Below are 19,904 nucleotides of genomic sequence, written 5' to 3'. Positions count from 1 at the left end.
GAAGAGATTTCTTTAGCATGGCATAATTCATCTATGGAACGTATTGCGGGGATCAATCCGGACAGGTTTTTGTGGTGCTGCGCCGATCAAGGCGTCAGCGTGGAGGAATGCGCCTCCGCGAATGACGTCGCCATGGCCAACTTCGACAAGCTGCTGGCTGGCGAACCCAGCCTGACATTCAACCAGCTGAAGAAAGTCGCTGAATACTTCGGGCGAGGGGTGTTGTTCTTCCTTGAGCAAACCCCGGTCAGCGAAGCTACCGTCCACTCCCCTCAGTTTCGCACCCTAGCGAATCAGAAGCCCGAGCTTTCCGCCCGGATCAAGGCGCTGATTGAGCGCGTTGAGCGCCAGCGGACTGTATATCTGACGCTTCGAGAAGAAGTTGACGATGGGAACTACCCGCGTTACAGCCCGCCTGAGTTGGATCGACTGACGCCAAAACAGGCTGCCGCGACTGCCCGAGCTTGGCTTGGTCTGGGACCGAGCAACGACTTCGAGGACTACCGGCGGGCGATAGAAGCGCAAGGTCTGCTGGTATTCCGGAGCAATGGTTACAACGGCAAATGGCAGATTGCGAAGGAAAGTACGATCCTCGGCTTCTCCCTCTATGATCCTGACTGTCCTGTAATCGTCGTCAAGAAGCAGGCGGCTGATGCGCAGCAGGTTTTTACCCTGATGCACGAGCTCGGGCATCTCCTGCTTCACCGCAGCAGTTCCATCGATGACGATGAGGACATGCACGCGCGTAGCGGCAGGGAGCAAGAAGCTAACGCTTTTGCTGGACATCTGCTGGTTCCAGATAGCTTCTTGCCCCTCATCACTGACCGTGAGCGCCCAGACGATGTCGCTCTCTATGATGACTGGCTTGCTGAGCACCGGAAAAGCTGGGGCGTCAGCAGCGAAGTTATCCTTCGCCGCTTGATGGATAGCCGTCGCTTGCCACGCGATCTTTACGCTGCCTACCGTCAGTGGAAAAACGCCCGGCACGTCGAGGTAAAGGATGGAGGCAATCGCGCCTACCGCCATCGCGAACCGAAGCATGTCTTCGGCGACGTTTATGTCCGTACCGTCCTTGGTGCGCTAAGTGGCAAGCGGATCAGCCTCAGTAAAGCCTGTAGCTACCTAGACAACTTGAAGGTACAGGATGTACACCTGCTGGAAAGGCACTATGCAGGTTTTTGACGCGTCGTCGATCATTTATGCATGGGATAACTATCCGGTTCAACAGTTTCCAGGTCTCTGGGAATGGATGGAAGCGCGCATCAACGACGGATCAATCATGATGTCTTCCGTTGCGTTGGGGGAGGTGCATACCAATTCTCCTGACTGCTGGCAGTGGTTGCGAGATGCTGACTTGCAAACACATGAGATCAACAATGCCATCCTTCAAGAATCTCTGCGAATCAAAGATCTTCTCGGCATCGTCGGTGACAAGTACGGCGGAGGCGTTGGTGAAAACGACATCCTGATCATTGCAACGGCGTCCGTTTCTGGCAAAGAGTTGGTCACCGATGAAGGTTGGCAGCCGATTCCCCCCAAAAAGCTGGAGAACTGCCGGATGCCTGCCGTTTGCTCCCTGCAAACCGTTCAGGTTCCATGGATCAGCTTTCTGAATTACATCAAGCGATCAGAATCGGTCTTCCGCTGAACGCTTCTCCGGTCCTTTTCCGGTTCATGTTGGTTGTCTGGTGCACATCTGGTCGACCTTTTTTCGTCAAAACTACTTGACGAGTCGGTCATAGACCTTGATAATGCGGGCCTTCCCTAAGGGTGGCGCGGTTAAAAGCAAGCTGTTTAGTTAACTTTTAATCCGTTGGTCGCGAGTTCGAATCTCGCCCGACCCACCATCAAACAGGAATCTGGGTCGTTAGCTCAGTTGGTAGAGCAGCGGACTCTTAATCCGTAGGTCCACAGTTCGAATCTGTGACGACCCACCAGATTTAAAAAGCCAGTCGAAAGACTGGCTTTTTTCATTTCCGGCACCTGACGATCAGCGCAGCGCCTGGGTGAACCAGGCTTCCATCCGTTTCCAGCCGTCTTCGGCTTCCTCTTTTCGGTAACTCGGCCGGTAATCGGCATGGAAGGCATGCGGCGCGTTGTCGTAGACGTGGATTTGCGATGCCTTGGCGGCCGCACTCCCCGCCTTGAGGGCCTTTTCCATGGCGTCGACGGTTTCCAGTGGAATGCCCGTATCGAGCCCGCCATACAAGCCCAGGACCGGTGCCTTGAGTTCGCCGGCCAGATCGGTCGGATGACGCGGCGTGACTGCGTTGACCGTACCCACCAAGCGGCCATACCAGGCCACACCGGCCTTTACCTGCGGGTTGTACGCGGCATACAGCCAGGTGATGCGCCCGCCCCAGCAAAATCCGGTGATCAGCAGACGCGCGGTATCGGCCTGCTGCGTTTTGGCCCAGGCCACGGTCGCATCCAGGTCGGCCATCACCTCGGCATCGGGCGTACGATTGGTGATCTTGCTGAGGATTTCCGGCACCGCCTCGAGGGTGCGCGGGTCGCCCTGGCGGGCGAACAGTTCCGGCGCAATCGCTACATAGCCCAGATGCGCCAGACGGCGGCAAACATCACGAATGTGCTCATGCACACCAAAAATTTCCGAGACCACGAGCACGACCGGCGCACCCTGGCGCATGGGCGCAGCCCGATAGGCCTTCATCCGGCCATCGCGCACGGGAATCTCGACCTCTCCGGCCAACAAGCCCTGAGCCGGCGTCTGGATGGCCGTTTGCGCCATCACCGGTTGCACGGCGAGCGCAAAACCGGCACCCAGCGTGGTGGCCAGAAAAGTACGGCGATCCGGGTGCCGTCCTGGCACCAAACTGTCGAATTGCGGGTCGATCATGCTCATGCCAGGGGCTCCTCAGGTCAGCGTTACATCAGGACGATGTCGTATTGTTCGGGCAGATAGCTGCCCTCGGACTGCAATGAAACCGGCTTGCCGATGAAGTCGGACAGCATGGCCAGCGAGGGCGACTCTTCATCGAGGAAGAGATCGATGATCGCCGGACCGGCCAGAATGCGGTACTCGCGGGCATTGAACTGACGGGCCTCGCGCAGCAGTTCGCGCAGGATTTCATAGACCATGGTGCGCGCCGTCTTGACCTCGCCGCGGCCGCCGCAGGTCGGGCAGGTCTGGCACATCACATGGGCCAGCGATTCGCGCGTGCGCTTGCGGGTCATCTCCACCAAACCGAGGTTGGTGAAGCCGTTGACCGTCAGGCGGGTGTGATCGCGGGCCAGGGCCTTGTTGAATTCCTCGAGGACCGCCTTCTTATGCTCCTCGTTCTCCATGTCGATGAAATCGACAATGATGATGCCGCCCAGGTTCCGCAAACGCAGCTGGCGGGCGATGGTGACGGCAGCCTCCAGATTGGTCTTGAAGATGGTGTCGTCGAAATTGCGGACGCCGACGAAGCCGCCGGTGTTCACGTCGATGGTCGTCATCGCCTCGGTCTGGTCGATGATCAGGTAGCCGCCGGACTTCAGATCGACGCGACGGGCCAGCGCCTTCTGGATTTCCTCTTCCACCCCGTGCAGTTCGAAGAGCGGACGCTGGCCGACGTAGTGATCGAGCAGGGCAAGCACGGCCGGGGTGTATTCCTCGGCAAAGGCCGTCAGCTTCTGGAAGTTCTCGCGCGAGTCGATGACGATGCGCGTGGTTTCCGGATTGACCAGATCGCGCAAGACGCGCTGCCCCAGGGAGAGTTCCTGATACAGCACGGTCGGCGGCCCGGAAACGCGGGCCCGATCACGAATGTCGGCCCAGGTTTTTTTCAGGTAGGCGATATCGGTGGCGAATTCTTCATCGCTGGCATTTTCTGCCATCGTGCGCACGATGAAGCCGCCCGACTCATCTTCCGGCATCAGCCGGGTCAGACGCTCGCGCAGGGCTTCGCGCTCCGCCTCGGATTCGATGCGCTGGGAAATCCCGATATGGCGCTCCTGAGGCAGATAGACCAGCATGCGGCCGGCGATGGAAATCTGCGTGGACAGACGCGCGCCCTTGGTCCCGATCGGGTCCTTGATGACCTGCACGACGATGCTCTGCCCTTCCGACAGAATGCGCTCGATCGGACGCTCCTGCGCCGTTTCGCGCGGCTGCCAGATGTCGGCCACATGCAGGAAGGCGGTGCGCTCCAGGCCGATTTCGACAAACGCGGACTGCATGCCCGGCAAAATGCGGCAGACGCGGCCGAGATAGACATTGCCGACCAGCCCGCAGCTGGCCGTGCGCTCGATGTGCAACTCCTGGACAACGCCTTGTTGCATCACGGCAACACGGGTTTCCTGGGGGGTGAAATTGATCAGGATTTCTTCGTTCATGGGCGTAAAATTCGCGATTTTTCAGAATTTTACTATGCCAAAGGCACCAGAACTCCTCGCCCCCGCCGGTTCGCTCGACATGATGCGCACGGCCTTCGATTTCGGGGCGGATGCCATCTACGCCGGCCAGCCGCGTTACAGCCTGCGCGTGCGCAATAACGAGTTCGGCACCCTGGAAAAACTCGGCGAAGGCATTGCCGAGGCCCATGCCCGCGGCAAGCAGTTTTTCGTCGTCAGCAACATCTTCCCGCACAACAGCAAGCTGACCACCTATCTCGAAGACATGGCCCCGGTCATCGCGCTGAAGCCCGACGCCCTGATCATGTCCGACCCCGGCCTGATCGACATGGTGCGCGAGGCCTTCCCGGAACAGGCCATTCACCTCTCCGTCCAGGCCAATACGGTGAACTGGGCTGCCGTCCGCTTCTGGAAAAAGCTCGGCCTGAGCCGCATCATCCTGTCGCGCGAACTCTCGCTCGATGAAGTGGCCGAAATCCGCCAGCAATGTCCGGACATCGAGCTTGAAGTCTTCGTGCATGGCGCGCTCTGCATCGCCTACTCCGGCCGCTGCCTGCTCTCCGGCTACTTCAATCACCGCGACCCGAACCAGGGCACCTGCACCAACTCCTGCCGCTGGGATTACAAGGTCAGCACCTCGGATGGCCAGCCGGTTCAGTTGCCCGACGGTCAACCCGTCAATTTCTACCAAAATCGCGACCAGGAAATCCTGCTCGAAGAAAAGCAGCGTCCGGGTGAGCTGATGCCGATCGAGGAAGATGAGCACGGCACCTACATCATGAATTCGAAGGACCTGCGCGCCATCGAACATGTGCACCGTCTGGTCGAGCTCGGCATCGATTCGCTGAAGATCGAAGGCCGCACCAAGAGCCCCTACTACGCCGCCCGCACCTGCCAGGCTTACCGCGAGGCGATCGATGACGCCGTCGCCGGTCGCCCGTTCAACCCGGCCCTGCTCGGCGAACTCGAACACCTGGCCAATCGCGGCTACACGGACGGCTTCTACCAGCGCCACCACGACGCCGACTACCAGAACTACCTGCGCGGTCATTCCGAGTCGGACAAGAGCCAGTACGCCGGCGATGCCGTGGCCTACGATGCCACGCGCGGCCTGATGGAAATCGCCGTCAAGAACCGCTTTGCAGCCCAGGCGCTGATCGAATGCGTGCATCCGTCGGGCAACCGCCTGCACCGCATCGGCCGCATGGAAAACAAGGCCGGGGAAGCCGTCGAGGTTGCGCCGGGCAGCGGACATCGCGTCTGGATCGACCTGCCGCCCGAGATGGCCGGCGCCTACATCGCCCGCATCGATCAGGCCTGATTTCCCCTGGCGGGGCAGTGCTAGAATGCCATTCCTTTTGAATAGCCTGGATTGGTCATGACCCTGTCCCGCCTCACCCTGATTGCCCTCAGCCTGTCGGCCCTGCTCGCCGGCTGCGCCACCGAAACCTCCCGCACCGTTGAAATCGCCAAGCCGGTTGCCGCCCGCACCGCCTACACCGGCGTGCGCCAGCCGATCTCGGTCGGCAAGTTCGACAACCGTTCGAGCTTCATGCGCGGCATCTTTACCGACGGCATCGACCGTCTGGGCAGCCAGGCCAAAACCATCCTGATCACCCACCTGCAGCAGAGCAACCGCTTCAATGTGCTGGATCGCGACAACATGTCCGAGATCAAGCAGGAAGCCGGCCTCGCCAAGACGACGCAAAACCTGAAGGGTGCGCGCTACGTCATCACGGGCGACGTCACCGAGTTCGGCCGCAAGGAAGTCGGTGACCATCAGCTGTTCGGCATCCTGGGTCGCGGCAAGCAGCAGATCGCCTACGCCAAGGTCTCCCTGAACGTCGTCGATGTGCAGACCGCCGAAGTGGTCTTCTCGGCCCAAGGGGCGGGTGAATACGCACTCTCGAACCGCGAGATCATCGGCTTTGGCGGCACCGCCAGCTACGACTCCACCCTCAACGGCAAGGTCCTCGATCTCGCCATCCGCGAAAGCGTGGACAGCCTGGTCAACGGCCTGGAAAGCGGCGCCTGGCGCCCCGCCAACTAAGATGCAGGCCCGCTCCCGACGGGGCGCACCGCCGGTGCGCCTGATCGCGCTCGGCCTGCTCTCGGCCTGCCTGCTGGCCGCTTGCGCCAATCGGCCCCAGCCGCTGTATTACTGGGGCAGCTACCAGACCCAGGTGTACAGCCACTTCAAAGGCGATGGCAGCGCGGAAGAGCAGATTCTCGCGCTGGAAAAAGACATGGCGCGCGCCGCAGCGGAAGGCCGGACCCTGCCGCCCGGCTTCCATGCCCACTTGGCCATGCTCTACGGCAACACCGGCCGTACGGACCAGATGGCCAGCCACCTTGCCCTGGAAAAACAGCGCTTCCCGGAAAGCGGCACTTTCATGGATTTCCTGCTGAAAAAATTCGAAAGGCCTGCGACCGATGCGCGTTAATGCTCTGAAAACCGGCCTCCTCGCCCTTGCTGCGCTGCTGTTGGGGGGCTGTGCTGCACCGGCCAAATATGATTACTCGGCCTTCAAGGAAAGCCGTCCGGCCTCCATCCTCGTGCTGCCGCCGCTAAACAGCTCGCCCGACATCAAGGCGACCTACAGCATGCTGGCCCAGACCACCTGGCCGCTGGCCGAATCCGGCTATTACGTCCTGCCGGTCACGCTGGTGGATGAAACCTTCCGCCAGAATGGCCTGCAAACGCCCGCTGACATTCACGAACTGCCGGCCGCCAAGCTGCGCGAGATTTTTGGTGCGGACACGGCCCTGTACATCAACGTGAAGCAGTACGGCACGAGTTACATGGTGGTTTCCAGCGAAACGCGCGTCACCGCCGAGGCCAAGCTTATCGATCTGCGCAATGGGCGAACCCTGTGGACAGGGAGCGCCACAGCTTCCAGCGCCGAAGGGGATAACAACTCCGGCGGCCTGATCGGCATGCTTGTCAAAGCGGTGATCAACCAGATTGCCGATTCACTGAGCAACCGGGCCCACGGTATTGCCGGCATCACCGCCTATCGCCTGCTCGCGGCAGGCCGGCCGAACGGCATCCTGTACGGCCCGCGCTCGCCGATGTACATGAAAGACGGCTCACCGGCTCAATAAGCCGCCCCGGCGTTGCAAAAAGGCCCCATCCGGGGCCTTTTTACTGACCAAAACCAGCAGACACCCCTGCTGCAGCGCAGCAATACACGCTAAACTCTCGCGGATGAACCCGAACACCCACCGCATGCCCTTGATCGACGCGTTCAAGGCCATCGCTTCCCAGATCATTCTGCTGCACCACCTCTCCTCCTACGGCCCGATGGCCGTGACGGCGCGCGACACGCTGCCGGTTTCGATGGGCTGGTTGTTCGACTATGGGCGGATGGCGGTTCAGGTGTTTCTCGTCATTGCCGGTTTTCTCGCTGCCCGCGGCCTCTCCGCGGACGGTCAGGCCCTGACCCGCAATCCGCTGCCGCTGATCTGGAAACGCTACCTGCGCCTCGTCGTCCCCTTCATGGCCGCGCTGGGCTTGGCCATCGTCTGTTCGGCCCTGGCCGATCAATGGATGAGCGACGATGCCATTCCGGATCGCGCCACCCTGGGCCAGTGGCTGGCCCATGCCACCCTGCTGCACGGCGTCCTCGGCGTCGACGCGCTGTCAGCCGGTGCCTGGTACGTTGCCATTGATTTCCAGCTGTTTGCGCTGATGGCCCTCCTGCTCTGGCTCGGGCGGATCGGCGGATTGGCCCCGCTGCTCGTATTGACCGTCGGGACCGCCTCGCTCTTCTGGTTCAACCGCGATGCGGACTGGGATAGCTACGCCCTCTACTTCTTTGGCTCCTATTCGCTGGGCGCTGCCGCCTGGTGGGCCTCCAACCGCCAGCGGCTGGCTGTCTGGCTCGGCGTCATTGCCACGGTCGGGATTGCTGCCCTGGTGCTCGATTTCCGCCTGCGTATCGCGCTCGCCCTGGTCGTTGCGCTGGCCCTCGGCGTCAGCCGCCGGACGGGCCTCCTCACGCGCTGGCCGACCTCCCCGGCCCTCGATTTTCTCGGCCAGGTCTCGTATTCGGTTTTCCTGGTGCACTTCCCCATCCTGCTCGTGACCAACGGCCTGTACACCCTGTTCGACTTTGATTCGACGGAAAGCGCCCTCTTCGGCCTCCTCGGCACCTGGGCCCTGAGCATTGGGGCCGGCACCCTGTTCTACCGCTGGGTTGAATCGCCGGCCGCCAGCCAGCGCCTGATTGGTGCCCTGACCTGGCTCGGCACGCCGGTCCAGGTGGCCGCCCAACGCGCCGGCATGCTCACGCTGAACATCCTGCGCCGCGTCATTCTCGGTCGCAGCTAAGGCCCCACCAGCCAACAAAAAGGCGGGCCACCTCACGGTGCCCGCCTTTTTTCATGGCGCGATCGCCTTAGTCGCGCAATTCGGCACGATCCCGGAATTCATCCAGGGCTTCGGGGTTGGCGAGGGCTTCGACGTTTTTCACCGGCTGGTCATGCACGACATTGCGGACGGCCAGTTCGACGATCTTGCCGGACTTGGTACGCGGAATGTCCTGCACCTGCACCACCTTGGCCGGCACATGGCGCGGGGTCGTGTTGTCGCGGATCTGGCGCTTGATGCGATCGATCAGGGCCTCGTCGAGCACATGCCCGTCGGCCAGTTTGACGAAGAGCACGACACGCACGTCGTCGTTCTTGCCCGGCGGCCAATCCTGGCCGATCACCAGCGACTCGACGACTTCCGGCAATTGCTCGACCTGACGGTAGATTTCCGCGGTGCCAATGCGCACGCCGCCCGGATTCAGGGTGGCATCCGAACGGCCATAGATGATCATCCCGCCGTGCGCCGTCAGTTCGGCGAAGTCGCCGTGACACCAGATGTTCTCGAAGCGGTCGAAATAGGCCGCATGGTATTTCGACCCGTCGGTATCGTTCCAGAAACCCACCGGCATGCTCGGGAAGGGCACGGTGCACACCAGTTCGCCTTTTTCAGCACGGACCGGACGGCCGCCTTCATCGAACACGGCGACGGCCATGCCCAGCCCGCGGCATTGAATCTCGCCGCGATACACCGGCAGGACAGGATTCCCCAGCACGAAACAGGACACGATGTCGGTCCCGCCGGAAATCGAGGCAAGCAGGATGTCGCCCTTGATCTCGCGATAGACCCATTCGAAGCCTTCCGGCGAGAGCGGGCTGCCGGTCGAGAACATCGCGCGCAGACGGGACAGATCATGCGTCTTGCCCGGCGTCAGGCCGAGTTTCGCAGCGGCATCGATGAACTTGGCCGAGGTCCCGAAGTGGGTCATGCCTTCGGCTTCGGCATAGTCGAAGAGGACTTTGCCTTTGCCGGCAAAGGGCGAGCCATCGTAGAGGAGCAGCGTGGCGCCGGCCGCCAGACCGGAAACCAGCCAGTTCCACATCATCCAGCCGCAGGTCGTGAAATAGAACAGGCGATCGCCCTGCCGCACGTCACTGTGCAGCTGGTGTTCCTTCAGATGCTGGAGAAGCACACCGCCATGGCAATGGACGATGCACTTCGGCACGCCCGTGGTGCCGCTCGAAAACATGATGAACAGCGGATGGTCGAACGCCAGGCGCTTGAAAATGACCTCGCTGGCGGCGTCGACCGTCGGCAGGTCGGACCACGACAGAGCATTGGCGATGCCATCGATCGCCGGTTGTTCTGCCAGGTAAGGCACGACCACCGTGCGCACCAGCGACGGCATGCGGGCCACGACCTCGGCATTCTTTTCCAGGCAATCGACCGGCTTGCCGTTATACCAGTAGCCATCGACGCAGATCAGCACCTTCGGTTCGATCTGGCCGAAGCGATCCAGCACGCCCTGGACGCCGAAATCCGGCGAAGCGGAGGACCAGATGGCGCCGAGCGCGGTCGCGGCCAGCATGGCGGCCAGGGTTTCCGGCAGGTTGGGCAGATAGCCCGCAACGCGGTCACCGGCCTGCACGCCGGCCTCGATCAGGCAGCGCTGGATGCGGGCAACTTCGCGGTAGAGCTGAGCATGCGTCCAGCGCCGTTTGACCTTGTCTTCGCCCCAGAACACGAGGGCCTCGCCCTCGCCCCGCCGGGCCAGCAGGTTCTCGGCGTAATTGACCTGCGCGTCGGGAAACCAGCGTGCGCCCGGCATCTTCTCGCGGTCGACGAGAATCTGGCTGCCTTTTTCACCGACGGCGCCGCAAAAATCCCAGACCGTCGACCAGAAGGCCGCCGGCTCGCTGACCGACCACTGCCAGAGTTCATCGTAGCTGGCCTTGCCCTGCGCCTGCATCAGGGCCGCCATGCGGGTTGCGGCCTGGCGCGCCGAATCGGGCTGCCAGAGCGGGGTCGGATCAATTGCGTAAGTCATGGTGTCTCCTCTGTCTTTTTTATCGGTGGCATGCGCCGCCATCCGGCAAGCATAGCCCGCCCTTGTCCGGCCGACTGTCATCAACCGGACAATTGGGGCATGTCACGCGTGACGCGGCCTCAGCGGGCGAGCAGGCCGTCCAGCTGAGCCAGCATCTGATCGATCTCGGCCCGGGTCACGTTGAGGGCCGGCATGAAGCGCAGCAGGTTGGGGCGCGGCGCATTGAGCAGCAGGCCGGTCGGCGCCATGCTCAGGGCACGGGCCACGATGTCCGGGGCACGCTCGTCATCGAGGATGAGGGCGCGCAGCAGGCCGGAGCCCCGTTCGCCCTGCAGAGCATGCTTCTCGGAGAGCGCGAGCAGGCCCGCACGCAGGTAATCGCCCAGCGCCAGCACCTCGTCGAGGAAGCCCGGTGCCAGCAGACGCTGGAGCACGGCCACGCCGACCGCGGTCATCAGCGGGTTGCCGTTATAGGTCCCGCCCTGATCGCCCGGCTCGAAACAGCAGATCGCCTCACGGGCGAGCAGCGCGGCCAGCGGCACGCCGCCGCCGATGCCCTTGCCCAGGGTCATGATGTCCGGTTCGATACCCGCGTGCTCATGGGCGAACAGTTTGCCGGTACGGCCCATGCCGGTCTGCACCTCATCGACGATGAGCAGGATGCCGCGTTCGCGGGTCAGCGCACGCAAGCCCTGCAGGAAAGCGACGTCGGCCGGGATCACCCCGCCCTCGCCCTGCACCGGCTCGAGCATGATGGCCACGGTCTGCGGGCCGATCAGCGCCTCGACCGAGGCCAGATTGTTGTACTCGGCCTTCGGGAAGCCCGCGACCTGCGGCGCGTACAGCGTGTCCCAACCGGCCTTGCCGGAGGCCGACATGGTGGCCAGCGTGCGACCATGGAAGCTGTGGCCGAAGGTGATGATCTCGTGCGCGCCCTGACGGTTCAGGCGGCCCCACTTGCGGGCCAGCTTGATCGCGCCCTCATTGGCCTCCGCGCCGCTGTTGGCGAAGAAGACACGGTCGAAACAGGAATGACTAGTGAGCAGGCCGGCCAGCTCGACCATCGGCGCGTTGTAGAAAGCCGGGCTCGGATTGATCAGCGTGCGTGCCTGCGTGGCCAGCGCCTCAGCGATCTCCGGCGGACAATGGCCCAGGCAATTGACGGCCCAGCCCTGGATGAAATCGAGATAGCGACGCCCCGCATGATCGGTCAGCCAGGAGCCCTCGCCACGCTCGAACACGATGTCCGGGCGGTTGGTGATGTACATCAGGGAATCGGTGGAATGGGCGCCGTATTGCATGGGAAACTCCGATAGATCGACAAGGGCCGCAGTATAGAACCCCGGCGTGGCAAATGCATGACTCAGCCAGCCGCGAGCGCGCTCTCCGCAAAGGCGACGTCCTGGGCTTCGCTGCCGCCGGAAATCCCGATGGCCCCCACGCGCACGCCCGCATGCAGCACCGGCAGCCCACCGCCAAAGCCGACGAAGCGCGGACGCTGCATCAAACCGTGGCGAAGCATCTCCGAGCCTTGGGCCAGACGGTTTTGCCAGTCCCCGGTCGGTCGACCGAAGCTGACCGCCGTATAGGCCTTGTCCAGCGCAATCTCGACGGAATGCAGCGGTGCACCGGGCATGCGCTTGAAAACCAGCGGCAGGCCCGCGCGGTCGACCACCGCCACACAGATCGGCACTGCCGCCGCCCGTGCCGCGGCGAGGGCCGCATCGACCAGACGCTCGGCCCCGGCCAGCGTCAGATTGGGAACCTGTTCAATCTCCATGTCACGCCTCCTTCGAACGCGCCACGCCTGCGATGAGTCGCTCACGGCGAGCCATCAGAAAAACGACAAAACCGAGCAACACCACCCCTTCACCGATCAGGGTCGGCCCGGCCCCGGCCAGGGATGCCAGGAACCCGGCCAACAGGCCGCCCAGGGCGTCAAAGCCGAAACGGGTGGCGGTGAAGAAGGAGACAATGCGCCCGCGCAGCGCATCCGGCGCCGCGCTTTGCAGCAGCATGTTGATGCCGACATTGGTCACCGAAATCCCGAAGCCGACACCAACCATGCCGCACAGGGCCAGCGCCATCCAGTCGGTCGCGGCAAAGGCGAGCAGGGATAGCGCCGCAATCCCGGTCCCCGCCACCACCGCCGCCACCACATCGGGCAAGGCCTTGCGCGTGGCAAGCAGGATGGTCGAGGCAAAAGCCCCGCATCCGGCGGCGCCCCACAGCCAGCCGAGGGTGGTCGCATCGCCGTGGAAAACATCGGCCGCGAAAATGGGCAGGAGCACGGCATAGGCCGAGGCCGTCAGGTTGAGCGCCATCAGGGTGAGGATCAGGGTGCGGACGCTCCAGTCCTGCCAGGCATAGGCCAGGCCCTCGCGAAAGACCTCGCCGACCGAGCCCTTGGCCCGTGGCGGCGGCGCCGAACGGCCCCGCAGGATGGCCCAGATCAGCGCCAGGAAGGAAAAGCCGTTCAGGGCGAAGCAGGCGGCTTCCGACGTCAGCCCGAGCAACAGGCCGGCGATCGGGGGCCCGACAAAACGGCCCGCATTGAACAGCATGGCATTCAGGGCCAGGGCATTCGGCAGGTCGTCGCGATGGCCGACAAAGGTGCCGATCAAGGACTGGCGCAGCGGCGCATCAAAACTCGAAAGCACCCCGAGGAGCAGCGCCATGACCACGATAAAGGGCGTGTTGATCCAGTCCAGCCAGGTCAGCCCGGCCAGCACGAAGGCCTGCAGGGCCATCAGGGATTGCACCAGGATCAGCCCGCGCTTCTTGTCCTGGCGGTCGATGAAGGCCCCGGCAAACGGTCCCACGACCAGCTGCGGAATCAAGCCGCAGAAGGCGGTGATACCCAGCAAGGCGGCCGATCCGGTCAACCGATAGACCAGCCAGGCCAGGGCCACCTGCTGAATCCAGGAGCCGAGGATGGAAATCGCCTGCCCCGCGAAGTACAGGCGAAAATTGGCGTGGGCCAGCGCCCGCAATCCGGCAGGCAGGGTCATGCGGCGAGTTGGCAGAGCAGTTGAATGGACAGCGCCGCGCCGCAGAGATAGGTCCCGAGCGCTCCGGCAAAACGGGCCGGATTGGGTCGCGAGAGACTGGGAAAGGCAATCAGACCGACCACGATGGCGAGGCGCGACACGGTGGCCGCCACGATCAAGCCGAGCGTCAGCGCGCCCGGTGCCTGTGCCCCGAGATACAGGAAGAGCACCGCCAGAAAAGGCGCAAACTCGGCCGTATTGGCATGCGCCCGGATCACCCGGTTGATCAGCGCATGCTTGTCGTCCGCGCCCCCGACTCCGATCTTGTTGCGAAAACGCTGGATGGACACGGCCAGCCCGAGCAGGAACAAGAGCAGGCCGAGGATGGCGGTACAGATCAGGGCAATCGGATGCATGGGCAGCCTTTCAGTCGTGGCGGGTGGCGTGCCGATACAAAAGATGTCCGGCAACGGAGAGCAGCGCCGCCCCCAGGATGACCCAGGCCATGGGACGACCGCTGCCATCGTGAGTGTACCCAACCAGGGCGCTCGCCCACATCCCGAAACCAAATTGTGCCGAACCGAACAGCGCGGCGGCAGCACCGGCATTCTGCGGATAACGCCCCATCAGGAGGCCGACGCAGTTGGCACCCAGCAAGCCGGTCATGCTGACCACGACAAACAGGGCCAGCACGACGACCGCGCTGCCGGCCTGCACCTGGATGGCGAGCACCAGCGCCAGCGCCGCCAGCAACGCGGCCGCACTGCCCAGGCCGGCCAGGGTGGCCGCCCCCAGGCGATGGACGAGTCGGCTGTTGGCAAAGTTGACGAGAAAAATGCCCAGGGCGTTGGCTGCGAACACCAGGCTGTAGGCGGCGGGCGACCACGCTTGCAGTTCGATGAAATAAAACGGACTGCCCGTGATGTAGGCGAACATCGCGGCGAAGGACATCCCGCCGGCCAGGAGCAAGCCCACGGCGCGGGCATCGGTGGCCAGGCGCGCATAGGCGCTGAAGGCCGCGCCCAGCGATGTCTGCCCCCGTCGTTCAGGCGGCAGGGTTTCCGGCACCTGAGACCAGACGACCGCCAGACTGAGGAGCCCCCAGGCCAGTACCGCCGCAAAAGTGCCGCGCCAGCCGAACAGATGCAGCAAGGCGCTGCCGAGCACCGGCGCCAGCAACGGTGCGATGGCCGTGACCATGGCCATCAGGGAAAGTTTGCGAATTGCCTCGGTCGGCGTATAGACATCGCGCACCACCGCGCGCGCCAGCACCGACGCCGCCCCGCCGCCAATCGCCTGAAACGCCCGCGCCACGAGGAGCTGGCCGATATTCTCGGCCAGCATGCAGGCCAGGCTGGCGACGACAAACAGGGCAATGCCGGTCAGCATGACGCGGCGGCGGCCATAACGGTCCGAAATCGGGCCGTAGCCCAGCATGCCGAAGGCAAAGCCGGCGAGAAAGACGGTGATCGAAGCCTGCACGGCCTCGGCCGAGGTGGCCAGTCCGCTGGCGATGGCGGGCAGGGCGGGCAGATAGAGGTCGATCGAGAGCGGCCCGAAAGCGACCAGCGCGCCGAGCAGCAAAAGAAAACGGCCCTCGCGGGCCGCGGGTAGACCGACAGGCGTCATCAGCAAAACCGATCCATGCAAGCAATGGCAGACAGAGACTGCGGACCGGGGTTTCCGGCCCGCACCAATCTGCTTAGAGGCCACCCATGGCCAGGTACTTCAGTTCCATGTATTCCTCGATCCCGTGGCTGGAGCCTTCACGGCCGATGCCGGACAGCTTGACGCCGCCAAAGGGCGCCACCTCGGTCGAGATCAGGCCGGTGTTGATGCCGACCATGCCGTATTCCAGCTGCTTCGAGACCCGCCAGACGCGGCCATGGTCCTTCGAGAAGAAATAGGCTGCCAGGCCGAACTCGGTGTCGTTGGCCATCTGCACGGCCTCGGCTTCGGTGTGGAAGCGGAAGAGCGGTGCCACCGGCCCGAAAATTTCTTCCTTGGCCACGGCCATGCCCTTGCTCACGTCCGCCAGGATGGTCGGCTCATACCAGGTGCGGCCCAGCGCATGGCGCTTGCCGCCGGTGACGACCCGCGCGCCCTTGCCGATCGCATCCTGCACCAGTTCTTCGACCTTGTTGATGGCCGCATCATCGATCAGCGGGCCCTGCGTGACCCCTTCATCCATGCCGTTGCCCACCTTGAGGCCCGCCACCGCCGCCGCCAGCTTTTCGGCGAACTGGTCGTAGACGCCGTCCTGCACCAGGAAACGGTTTGAGCAGACGCAGGTCTGGCCTGCATTGCGGTACTTGGAGGCCAGCGCACCGGCGACGGCGGCATCCAGATCGGCGTCGTCGAAGACGATGAAGGGGGCGTTGCCGCCCAGCTCCAGCGACAGCTTCTTGACCGTTCCGGCGCACTGCTGCATCAGCAACTGGCCGATCGGCGTCGAGCCGGTGAAAGTCAGCTTGCGCACGATGGGGCTGGACGTCATCACGCCGCCGATGGCCGAGGCCTTGCCGGTGACGACGCTGAACACGCCGGCCGGGACACCGGCACGCTCGGCCAGTTCGGCCAGGGCCAGGGCGGAGAGCGGGGTCTGTTCGGCGGGCTTCAAGACGATGGTGCAGCCGGCGGCAAGCGCCGGGGCGACTTTGCGGGTGATCATCGCCGACGGGAAATTCCACGGGGTGATGGCGGCACAGACGCCGACCGGTTCCTTGGTGACGACGATCTGGCGGTCCTTGAACGGGGACGGGATGACTTCGCCGTAGGCGCGCTTGGCTTCCTCGGCGAACCACTCGACGTAGGCGGCGGCATAGGCGATCTCGCCCTTGGCTTCCGCCAGCGGCTTGCCTTGCTCGGCGGTCATCAGTGCGGCCAGGTCGTCCTGATGCGTCATGAGCAGGTCGAACCAGCGGCGCAGGATGCGCGAACGCTCGGCAGCCGTGGTCTCGCGCCAGGTTTTCAGGGCCGTCTCGGCCGCGGCAATGGCGCGCTCGGTCTCGGCCGCACCGCAACGCGGCACGGTCGCCACCACCTCGCCGGTCGCCGGATTGGTGACGTCGATGAATTCGCCACTGTCGGCGCCGACCCAGGTGCCATCGATATAGCAGGCCTGACGCAGCAGGTTCAGATCCTTCAGTACCAGCATGGGGTGTCTCCTCGTTGTTCAGTAAGCCGCGCCGGTCTTGGCGTCGGCGGAATGCTTGAATTTGTCGGCCAGGGCCACGGCCGAATTACGCAGCAGCAGCGCATCGACGCCGACCAGCAGGAAGCTGGCGCCGATCTGGCGATAGGCTTCGGCGGCAGCCGGATCGGCCGAGAATACCCCAGCCGCGAGCCCCGCGGCCGCAATCTTGCGGATGGCGCCTTCGACCGCGGCCTTGACTTCCGGGTGGCCCGGATTGCCGAGGCAGCCCATCGATGCGGCCAGGTCGGAGGGGCCGATGAACACGGCATCGACGCCTGCAACCTGAAGAATCTCGTCGAGGGCGGCGAGGCCGGTGGTCGATTCGATCTGGACGATCAGGCACATTTCCTGGTCGGCCTGGGCGAAGTAGCCGTTCACGCCGTTCCAACGGGCGGCACGGGCCATTGCGGTGCCGACGCCACGGATGCCGTTGGGCGGGTAGCGCATGGCGCGCACCAGCTTTTCGGCATCGGCGGCGGATTCAACCATCGGCACCATCAGCGTCTGGGCGCCGCCGTCGAGCAGTTGCTTGATGCGGGCGACGTCGTGGTCGACGGTACGCACCACCGGCCGTACCGGGTACGGCGCCAGGGCTTGCAGCTGGGCGATGATCGAGCGCAGGTCGTTGGGGCCGTGCTCGCCGTCGATCAGCAGCCAGTCGAAGCCGGTGGTGGCGACGACCTCGGCGGTGTAGGCGTTGGCCAGGCCGAGAAAGAGGCCGATCTGCGTTTCACCGGCAGCCAGCGCGCGCTTGAAGGTATTGAGGGGCATGTCCACGGTCGACGTCCTTTATCCCGGCAAAATCAGACAAAACGGGCAGTGATGTTGCCCAGCGGGCCGTAATCGACGTGGATGGTATCACCCGGCGTCACCTTCACCGGACGGGTGAAGGAGCCGGCCAGGATGATCTGGCCCGGTTCCAGCGCCACGCCGTGCGGCGCGAACTTCTTGGAGAGCCAGACAATGCCGTTGGCCGGATGGTTCAGGACGCCGGCGGCGACACCGGTTTCCTCGATCACGCCGTTCTTGTAGAGCAGCGCGGAAGCCCAGCGCAGGTCGATGTCCATCGGCTTGATCGGGCGACCGCCGAGGATGATGCCGACGTTGGCGGCGTTGTCGGAAATGGTGTCCATCACCTTGCGCGGCCGCTTGCTTTCCGGATCGATGCGATGGCAGCGGGCATCGATGATCTCGACCGCCGGCACCACGTAATCGGTGGCCGAGAGCACGTCGAAGATGGTGACGTTCTCGCCTTCCAGGCGATCCTTGAGGATGAAGGCCAGCTCGACCTCGACCATCGGGTCGATGAAGCGCGAGCAGGGAATGTCGCTGGCGTCCTTGTAGACCATCTCATCAAGCAGGGTGCCGAAGTCCGGCTCGTTGATCTGCGACGACATCTGCATGGCGCGCGAGGTCAGGCCGATCTTGTGACCGACGACCTTCTGGCCCTCGGCCAGCTTGATCTGGACCCAGGCCTTCTGGATCGCGTAGGCGTCCTCGATGGTGATTTCCGGGTGGTCGAGCGAAATCTGGCGCACCGGCTGGCGGGCCTGTTCGGCGGCGTGCAGGCGCTGGGCGGCGGCCTGGATGATGTCTTGGCTGAGCATGTTGATTCTCCTCTGTCAGTTCTTCTTGTAGCGGGGGTGAATGTTGTTTTTCTTCCAGGTGCCGGCCTCGCTGAACTCGGCGATTTCCATGGAGAGCGCCAAACCATGACGCTCGAAGAAGGCAGCGAAGTGCGCGCTCAACATCGCGAACAGTTCGTCACCGGTTTTTTTCTTGGCCTCGTCGGAACGGCCCGCACCGATCTTCAGCGTGGCATGCACGAAGGCATCGCTGGTCTGGGTGCCATCGGCGACGCAGTAATCCTTGAGCCAATGCACGCGGGAGCGGATGCCCCCGGTCGGGAAAACGCCCCCCTGATCGATCAGGACCTGGTTGCTCTTCTTCAGCAGGCCCTGAATGTCAGCCTCGGCCACGTTCAGGTTGTCGGTGATTTCATAGATCAGGTGGGGCATGGTGCTCTCCAGAGAATGCTTTGACGGTCGACGCTCAGGAAACCGGCATTTCCATGCCGACGCCGCGCGCCGACAGGGGAATGCCCTCAACCGGCAGGCTGACCACGACCTGCCCGGTGCCCGAGCTTTCGAAATAGGGGCAGACGATCTCGGCCTTGCCTTCATACTTGTCCCAGCCGAGGGCGCCGAAGAGCATCGCGGTGTCGTGCATCTTGCCTTCGCCGGTGCAGTACTGCGCGTACTCGGGCAGCATGCGCAGGAAGGGACCCCAGTCGCCGGCTTCCCACAATTGCAGCGCACGCAGATCGACCTGCTTGTTGAATTCGCGGCTGATCGTGTTGAAACCCTGCTCGACCAGACGGTTTTCCCAGATCTGGTGCGACATCGAGCCGGAGGCCACGATGGCGACCTTACAGTTGCTGCGGGCCACGGCCTTGGCCAGTGCTTCGCCGAGGATGCGCGACTCGTCCAGCGAGCCGAAGGTGCTCCAGCCGGCAATCGAGATCACGCGGATCTTGCCTTCCGGGTTCATGTAGCGCATCGGCAGGATGGTGCCGTACTCCAGGTCCAGCGAGGCGACTTCATGGGCGCGCGTCTTGACACCCATCGCCGTCGCTTCCTCGGCAATCATCCGGCCCAGTTCCGGGTTGCCGGGGAAGGCGTAGGGCAAGTCCTGGATGAAATGCGGGAACTCGTGGCTGGTGTAATTGCCCTGGTGCACCGCGTTGTTGTTGATGTGGTAACCCGCATTGACCAGCCAGTGCGTGTCGAACACGATGAAGGTGTCGACGCCGAGTTCGACGGCGCGCCGGCCCAGCTCGCGCTCGGCATCGATGGCAGCCTGACGGCAGCCGTGCGCCGGCCCCGGCTGTTCGGAAATGAGCATCGAAGGCACGTGCGTGCACTTGATGGCCATGACGATTTCACCCATGTTTGTCTCCCTTATCCTTTGGAAATTGGCTTCTCTGCGGGGTCGACCGTG

General features: G+C 63.5%; 20 protein-coding genes and 1 tRNA gene. 8 read left to right on the top strand and 13 right to left on the bottom strand.

Features of this window, described 5'->3' with window-relative positions:
* Nucleotides 1-33: 33 nt before the first annotated feature.
* From AACO21_RS02525 to AACO21_RS02515, 3 genes are all read left to right on the top strand, one after another.
* Nucleotides 34-1,182 (top strand): ImmA/IrrE family metallo-endopeptidase, encoded by a 1,149-nt coding sequence (locus AACO21_RS02525; RefSeq protein WP_346190906.1) that lies wholly within the window; start codon nt 34-36, stop codon nt 1,180-1,182.
* Nucleotides 1,169-1,648 (top strand): DUF4411 family protein, encoded by a 480-nt coding sequence (locus AACO21_RS02520; protein ID WP_346190905.1) that lies wholly within the window; start codon nt 1,169-1,171, stop codon nt 1,646-1,648. The genes AACO21_RS02525 and AACO21_RS02520 overlap by 14 nt, the downstream gene beginning before the upstream one ends.
* A 213-nt stretch (nt 1,649-1,861) precedes the next feature.
* Nucleotides 1,862-1,937, top strand: a tRNA-Lys gene (locus tag AACO21_RS02515).
* Between the two features lie 53 nt (nt 1,938-1,990).
* Here the strand turns inward: AACO21_RS02515 and AACO21_RS02510 are convergent.
* Together AACO21_RS02510 and rng are read right to left on the bottom strand one after the other, a co-directional pair.
* Complete coding sequence (locus AACO21_RS02510; RefSeq protein WP_346190904.1) at nt 1,991-2,866, bottom strand: dienelactone hydrolase family protein; 876 nt, start codon at nt 2,864-2,866, stop codon at nt 1,991-1,993.
* A gap of 23 nt (nt 2,867-2,889) precedes the next feature.
* Nucleotides 2,890-4,341, bottom strand: a complete 1,452-nt coding sequence (rng, locus tag AACO21_RS02505; protein WP_346190903.1) for a ribonuclease G — start codon at nt 4,339-4,341, stop codon at nt 2,890-2,892.
* A 34-nt stretch (nt 4,342-4,375) separates the two neighbouring features.
* Here rng and yegQ point away from each other — a divergent pair, with 34 nt between their 5' ends.
* The 5 genes from yegQ (at nt 4,376) to AACO21_RS02480 (ending at nt 8,692) form a co-directional block, all read left to right on the top strand.
* Nucleotides 4,376-5,680: a tRNA 5-hydroxyuridine modification protein YegQ gene (yegQ, locus tag AACO21_RS02500; RefSeq protein WP_346190902.1), complete on the top strand. Its 1,305-nt coding sequence runs from the start codon at nt 4,376-4,378 to the stop codon at nt 5,678-5,680.
* A 57-nt stretch (nt 5,681-5,737) separates the two neighbouring features.
* Nucleotides 5,738-6,409 carry a CsgG/HfaB family protein gene (locus AACO21_RS02495; RefSeq protein ID WP_346190901.1) on the top strand — a complete coding sequence of 224 codons (672 nt, stop codon included), beginning with the start codon at nt 5,738-5,740 and terminating at the stop codon, nt 6,407-6,409.
* Nucleotide 6,410: 1 nt separating this feature from the next.
* Nucleotides 6,411-6,803, top strand: a complete 393-nt coding sequence (locus AACO21_RS02490; RefSeq protein ID WP_346190900.1) for a DUF4810 domain-containing protein — start codon at nt 6,411-6,413, stop codon at nt 6,801-6,803.
* On the top strand, nt 6,793-7,464 hold the full coding sequence (locus AACO21_RS02485) for a DUF799 domain-containing protein (RefSeq protein ID WP_346190899.1): 672 nt from the start codon (nt 6,793-6,795) through the stop codon (nt 7,462-7,464). Before AACO21_RS02490 ends, AACO21_RS02485 begins: the two co-directional genes overlap by 11 nt.
* A gap of 124 nt (nt 7,465-7,588) precedes the next feature.
* On the top strand, nt 7,589-8,692 hold the full coding sequence (locus AACO21_RS02480; protein WP_346190897.1) for an acyltransferase: 1,104 nt from the start codon (nt 7,589-7,591) through the stop codon (nt 8,690-8,692).
* A 67-nt stretch (nt 8,693-8,759) separates the two neighbouring features.
* Here AACO21_RS02480 and AACO21_RS02475 read toward each other — a convergent pair whose 3' ends face one another.
* The 11 genes from AACO21_RS02475 to hpaD all read right to left on the bottom strand — a co-directional run bounded on the left by AACO21_RS02475 (nt 8,760) and on the right by hpaD (nt 19,853).
* Nucleotides 8,760-10,718, bottom strand: coding sequence for an acetoacetate--CoA ligase (locus tag AACO21_RS02475; protein WP_346190896.1), 1,959 nt, complete (start codon nt 10,716-10,718; stop codon nt 8,760-8,762).
* Between the two features lie 119 nt (nt 10,719-10,837).
* Complete coding sequence (locus AACO21_RS02470; protein WP_346190895.1) at nt 10,838-12,019, bottom strand: acetylornithine transaminase; 1,182 nt, start codon at nt 12,017-12,019, stop codon at nt 10,838-10,840.
* 62 nt (nt 12,020-12,081) lie between these two features.
* Nucleotides 12,082-12,498: a heme-binding protein gene (locus AACO21_RS02465; protein ID WP_346190894.1), complete on the bottom strand. Its 417-nt coding sequence runs from the start codon at nt 12,496-12,498 to the stop codon at nt 12,082-12,084.
* A gap of 1 nt (nt 12,499) precedes the next feature.
* Entirely contained in the window at nt 12,500-13,729 is a 1,230-nt protein-coding gene (locus tag AACO21_RS02460; protein WP_346190893.1) for an MFS transporter, read from the bottom strand.
* Nucleotides 13,726-14,124: an MAPEG family protein gene (locus AACO21_RS02455; protein WP_346190892.1), complete on the bottom strand. Its 399-nt coding sequence runs from the start codon at nt 14,122-14,124 to the stop codon at nt 13,726-13,728. The genes AACO21_RS02460 and AACO21_RS02455 overlap by 4 nt, the downstream gene beginning before the upstream one ends.
* Nucleotides 14,125-14,134: 10 nt before the next feature.
* Nucleotides 14,135-15,337, bottom strand: a complete 1,203-nt coding sequence (locus AACO21_RS02450; protein WP_346190891.1) for a multidrug effflux MFS transporter — start codon at nt 15,335-15,337, stop codon at nt 14,135-14,137.
* A 73-nt stretch (nt 15,338-15,410) separates the two neighbouring features.
* Nucleotides 15,411-16,865 carry an NAD-dependent succinate-semialdehyde dehydrogenase gene (locus AACO21_RS02445; RefSeq protein ID WP_346190890.1) on the bottom strand — a complete coding sequence of 485 codons (1,455 nt, stop codon included), beginning with the start codon at nt 16,863-16,865 and terminating at the stop codon, nt 15,411-15,413.
* Nucleotides 16,866-16,883: 18 nt separating this feature from the next.
* Nucleotides 16,884-17,675 carry an HpcH/HpaI aldolase/citrate lyase family protein gene (locus tag AACO21_RS02440; RefSeq protein ID WP_346190968.1) on the bottom strand — a complete coding sequence of 264 codons (792 nt, stop codon included), beginning with the start codon at nt 17,673-17,675 and terminating at the stop codon, nt 16,884-16,886.
* A 32-nt stretch (nt 17,676-17,707) separates the two neighbouring features.
* Nucleotides 17,708-18,511: a 2-oxo-hept-4-ene-1,7-dioate hydratase gene (hpaH, locus tag AACO21_RS02435; RefSeq protein WP_346190889.1), complete on the bottom strand. Its 804-nt coding sequence runs from the start codon at nt 18,509-18,511 to the stop codon at nt 17,708-17,710.
* Nucleotides 18,512-18,526: 15 nt separating this feature from the next.
* Complete coding sequence (locus AACO21_RS02430; RefSeq protein WP_346190888.1) at nt 18,527-18,922, bottom strand: 5-carboxymethyl-2-hydroxymuconate Delta-isomerase; 396 nt, start codon at nt 18,920-18,922, stop codon at nt 18,527-18,529.
* A gap of 34 nt (nt 18,923-18,956) precedes the next feature.
* Nucleotides 18,957-19,853, bottom strand: a complete 897-nt coding sequence (hpaD, locus tag AACO21_RS02425) for a 3,4-dihydroxyphenylacetate 2,3-dioxygenase (RefSeq protein ID WP_346190887.1) — start codon at nt 19,851-19,853, stop codon at nt 18,957-18,959.
* Between the last annotated feature and the right edge of the window lie 51 nt (nt 19,854-19,904).

The sequence above is a fragment of the Dechloromonas sp. ZS-1 genome (assembly GCF_039649255.1).
In the GTDB taxonomy this organism is placed as follows: Bacteria; Pseudomonadota; Gammaproteobacteria; order Burkholderiales; family Rhodocyclaceae; genus Azonexus.
This window is presented reverse-complemented; position numbering and strand designations above follow the sequence as displayed.

Excerpts from the sequence above, each read along its gene's own strand:
- AACO21_RS02525 (WP_346190906.1), top strand. The coding sequence starts at position 34 with ATGGAACGTATTGCGGGGATCAATCCGGACAGGTTTTTGTGGTGCTGC.
- AACO21_RS02520 (WP_346190905.1), top strand. The coding sequence starts at position 1,169 with ATGCAGGTTTTTGACGCGTCGTCGATCATTTATGCATGGGATAACTAT.
- AACO21_RS02510 (WP_346190904.1), bottom strand. The coding sequence starts at position 2,866 with ATGAGCATGATCGACCCGCAATTCGACAGTTTGGTGCCAGGACGGCAC.
- rng (WP_346190903.1), bottom strand. The coding sequence starts at position 4,341 with ATGAACGAAGAAATCCTGATCAATTTCACCCCCCAGGAAACCCGTGTT.
- yegQ (WP_346190902.1), top strand. The coding sequence starts at position 4,376 with ATGCCAAAGGCACCAGAACTCCTCGCCCCCGCCGGTTCGCTCGACATG.
- AACO21_RS02495 (WP_346190901.1), top strand. The coding sequence starts at position 5,738 with ATGACCCTGTCCCGCCTCACCCTGATTGCCCTCAGCCTGTCGGCCCTG.
- AACO21_RS02490 (WP_346190900.1), top strand. The coding sequence starts at position 6,411 with ATGCAGGCCCGCTCCCGACGGGGCGCACCGCCGGTGCGCCTGATCGCG.
- AACO21_RS02485 (WP_346190899.1), top strand. The coding sequence starts at position 6,793 with ATGCGCGTTAATGCTCTGAAAACCGGCCTCCTCGCCCTTGCTGCGCTG.
- AACO21_RS02480 (WP_346190897.1), top strand. The coding sequence starts at position 7,589 with ATGCCCTTGATCGACGCGTTCAAGGCCATCGCTTCCCAGATCATTCTG.
- AACO21_RS02475 (WP_346190896.1), bottom strand. The coding sequence starts at position 10,718 with ATGACTTACGCAATTGATCCGACCCCGCTCTGGCAGCCCGATTCGGCG.
- AACO21_RS02470 (WP_346190895.1), bottom strand. The coding sequence starts at position 12,019 with ATGCAATACGGCGCCCATTCCACCGATTCCCTGATGTACATCACCAAC.
- AACO21_RS02465 (WP_346190894.1), bottom strand. The coding sequence starts at position 12,498 with ATGGAGATTGAACAGGTTCCCAATCTGACGCTGGCCGGGGCCGAGCGT.
- AACO21_RS02460 (WP_346190893.1), bottom strand. The coding sequence starts at position 13,729 with ATGACCCTGCCTGCCGGATTGCGGGCGCTGGCCCACGCCAATTTTCGC.
- AACO21_RS02455 (WP_346190892.1), bottom strand. The coding sequence starts at position 14,124 with ATGCATCCGATTGCCCTGATCTGTACCGCCATCCTCGGCCTGCTCTTG.
- AACO21_RS02450 (WP_346190891.1), bottom strand. The coding sequence starts at position 15,337 with ATGACGCCTGTCGGTCTACCCGCGGCCCGCGAGGGCCGTTTTCTTTTG.
- AACO21_RS02445 (WP_346190890.1), bottom strand. The coding sequence starts at position 16,865 with ATGCTGGTACTGAAGGATCTGAACCTGCTGCGTCAGGCCTGCTATATC.
- AACO21_RS02440 (WP_346190968.1), bottom strand. The coding sequence starts at position 17,675 with ATGCCCCTCAATACCTTCAAGCGCGCGCTGGCTGCCGGTGAAACGCAG.
- hpaH (WP_346190889.1), bottom strand. The coding sequence starts at position 18,511 with ATGCTCAGCCAAGACATCATCCAGGCCGCCGCCCAGCGCCTGCACGCC.
- AACO21_RS02430 (WP_346190888.1), bottom strand. The coding sequence starts at position 18,922 with ATGCCCCACCTGATCTATGAAATCACCGACAACCTGAACGTGGCCGAG.
- hpaD (WP_346190887.1), bottom strand. The coding sequence starts at position 19,853 with ATGGGTGAAATCGTCATGGCCATCAAGTGCACGCACGTGCCTTCGATG.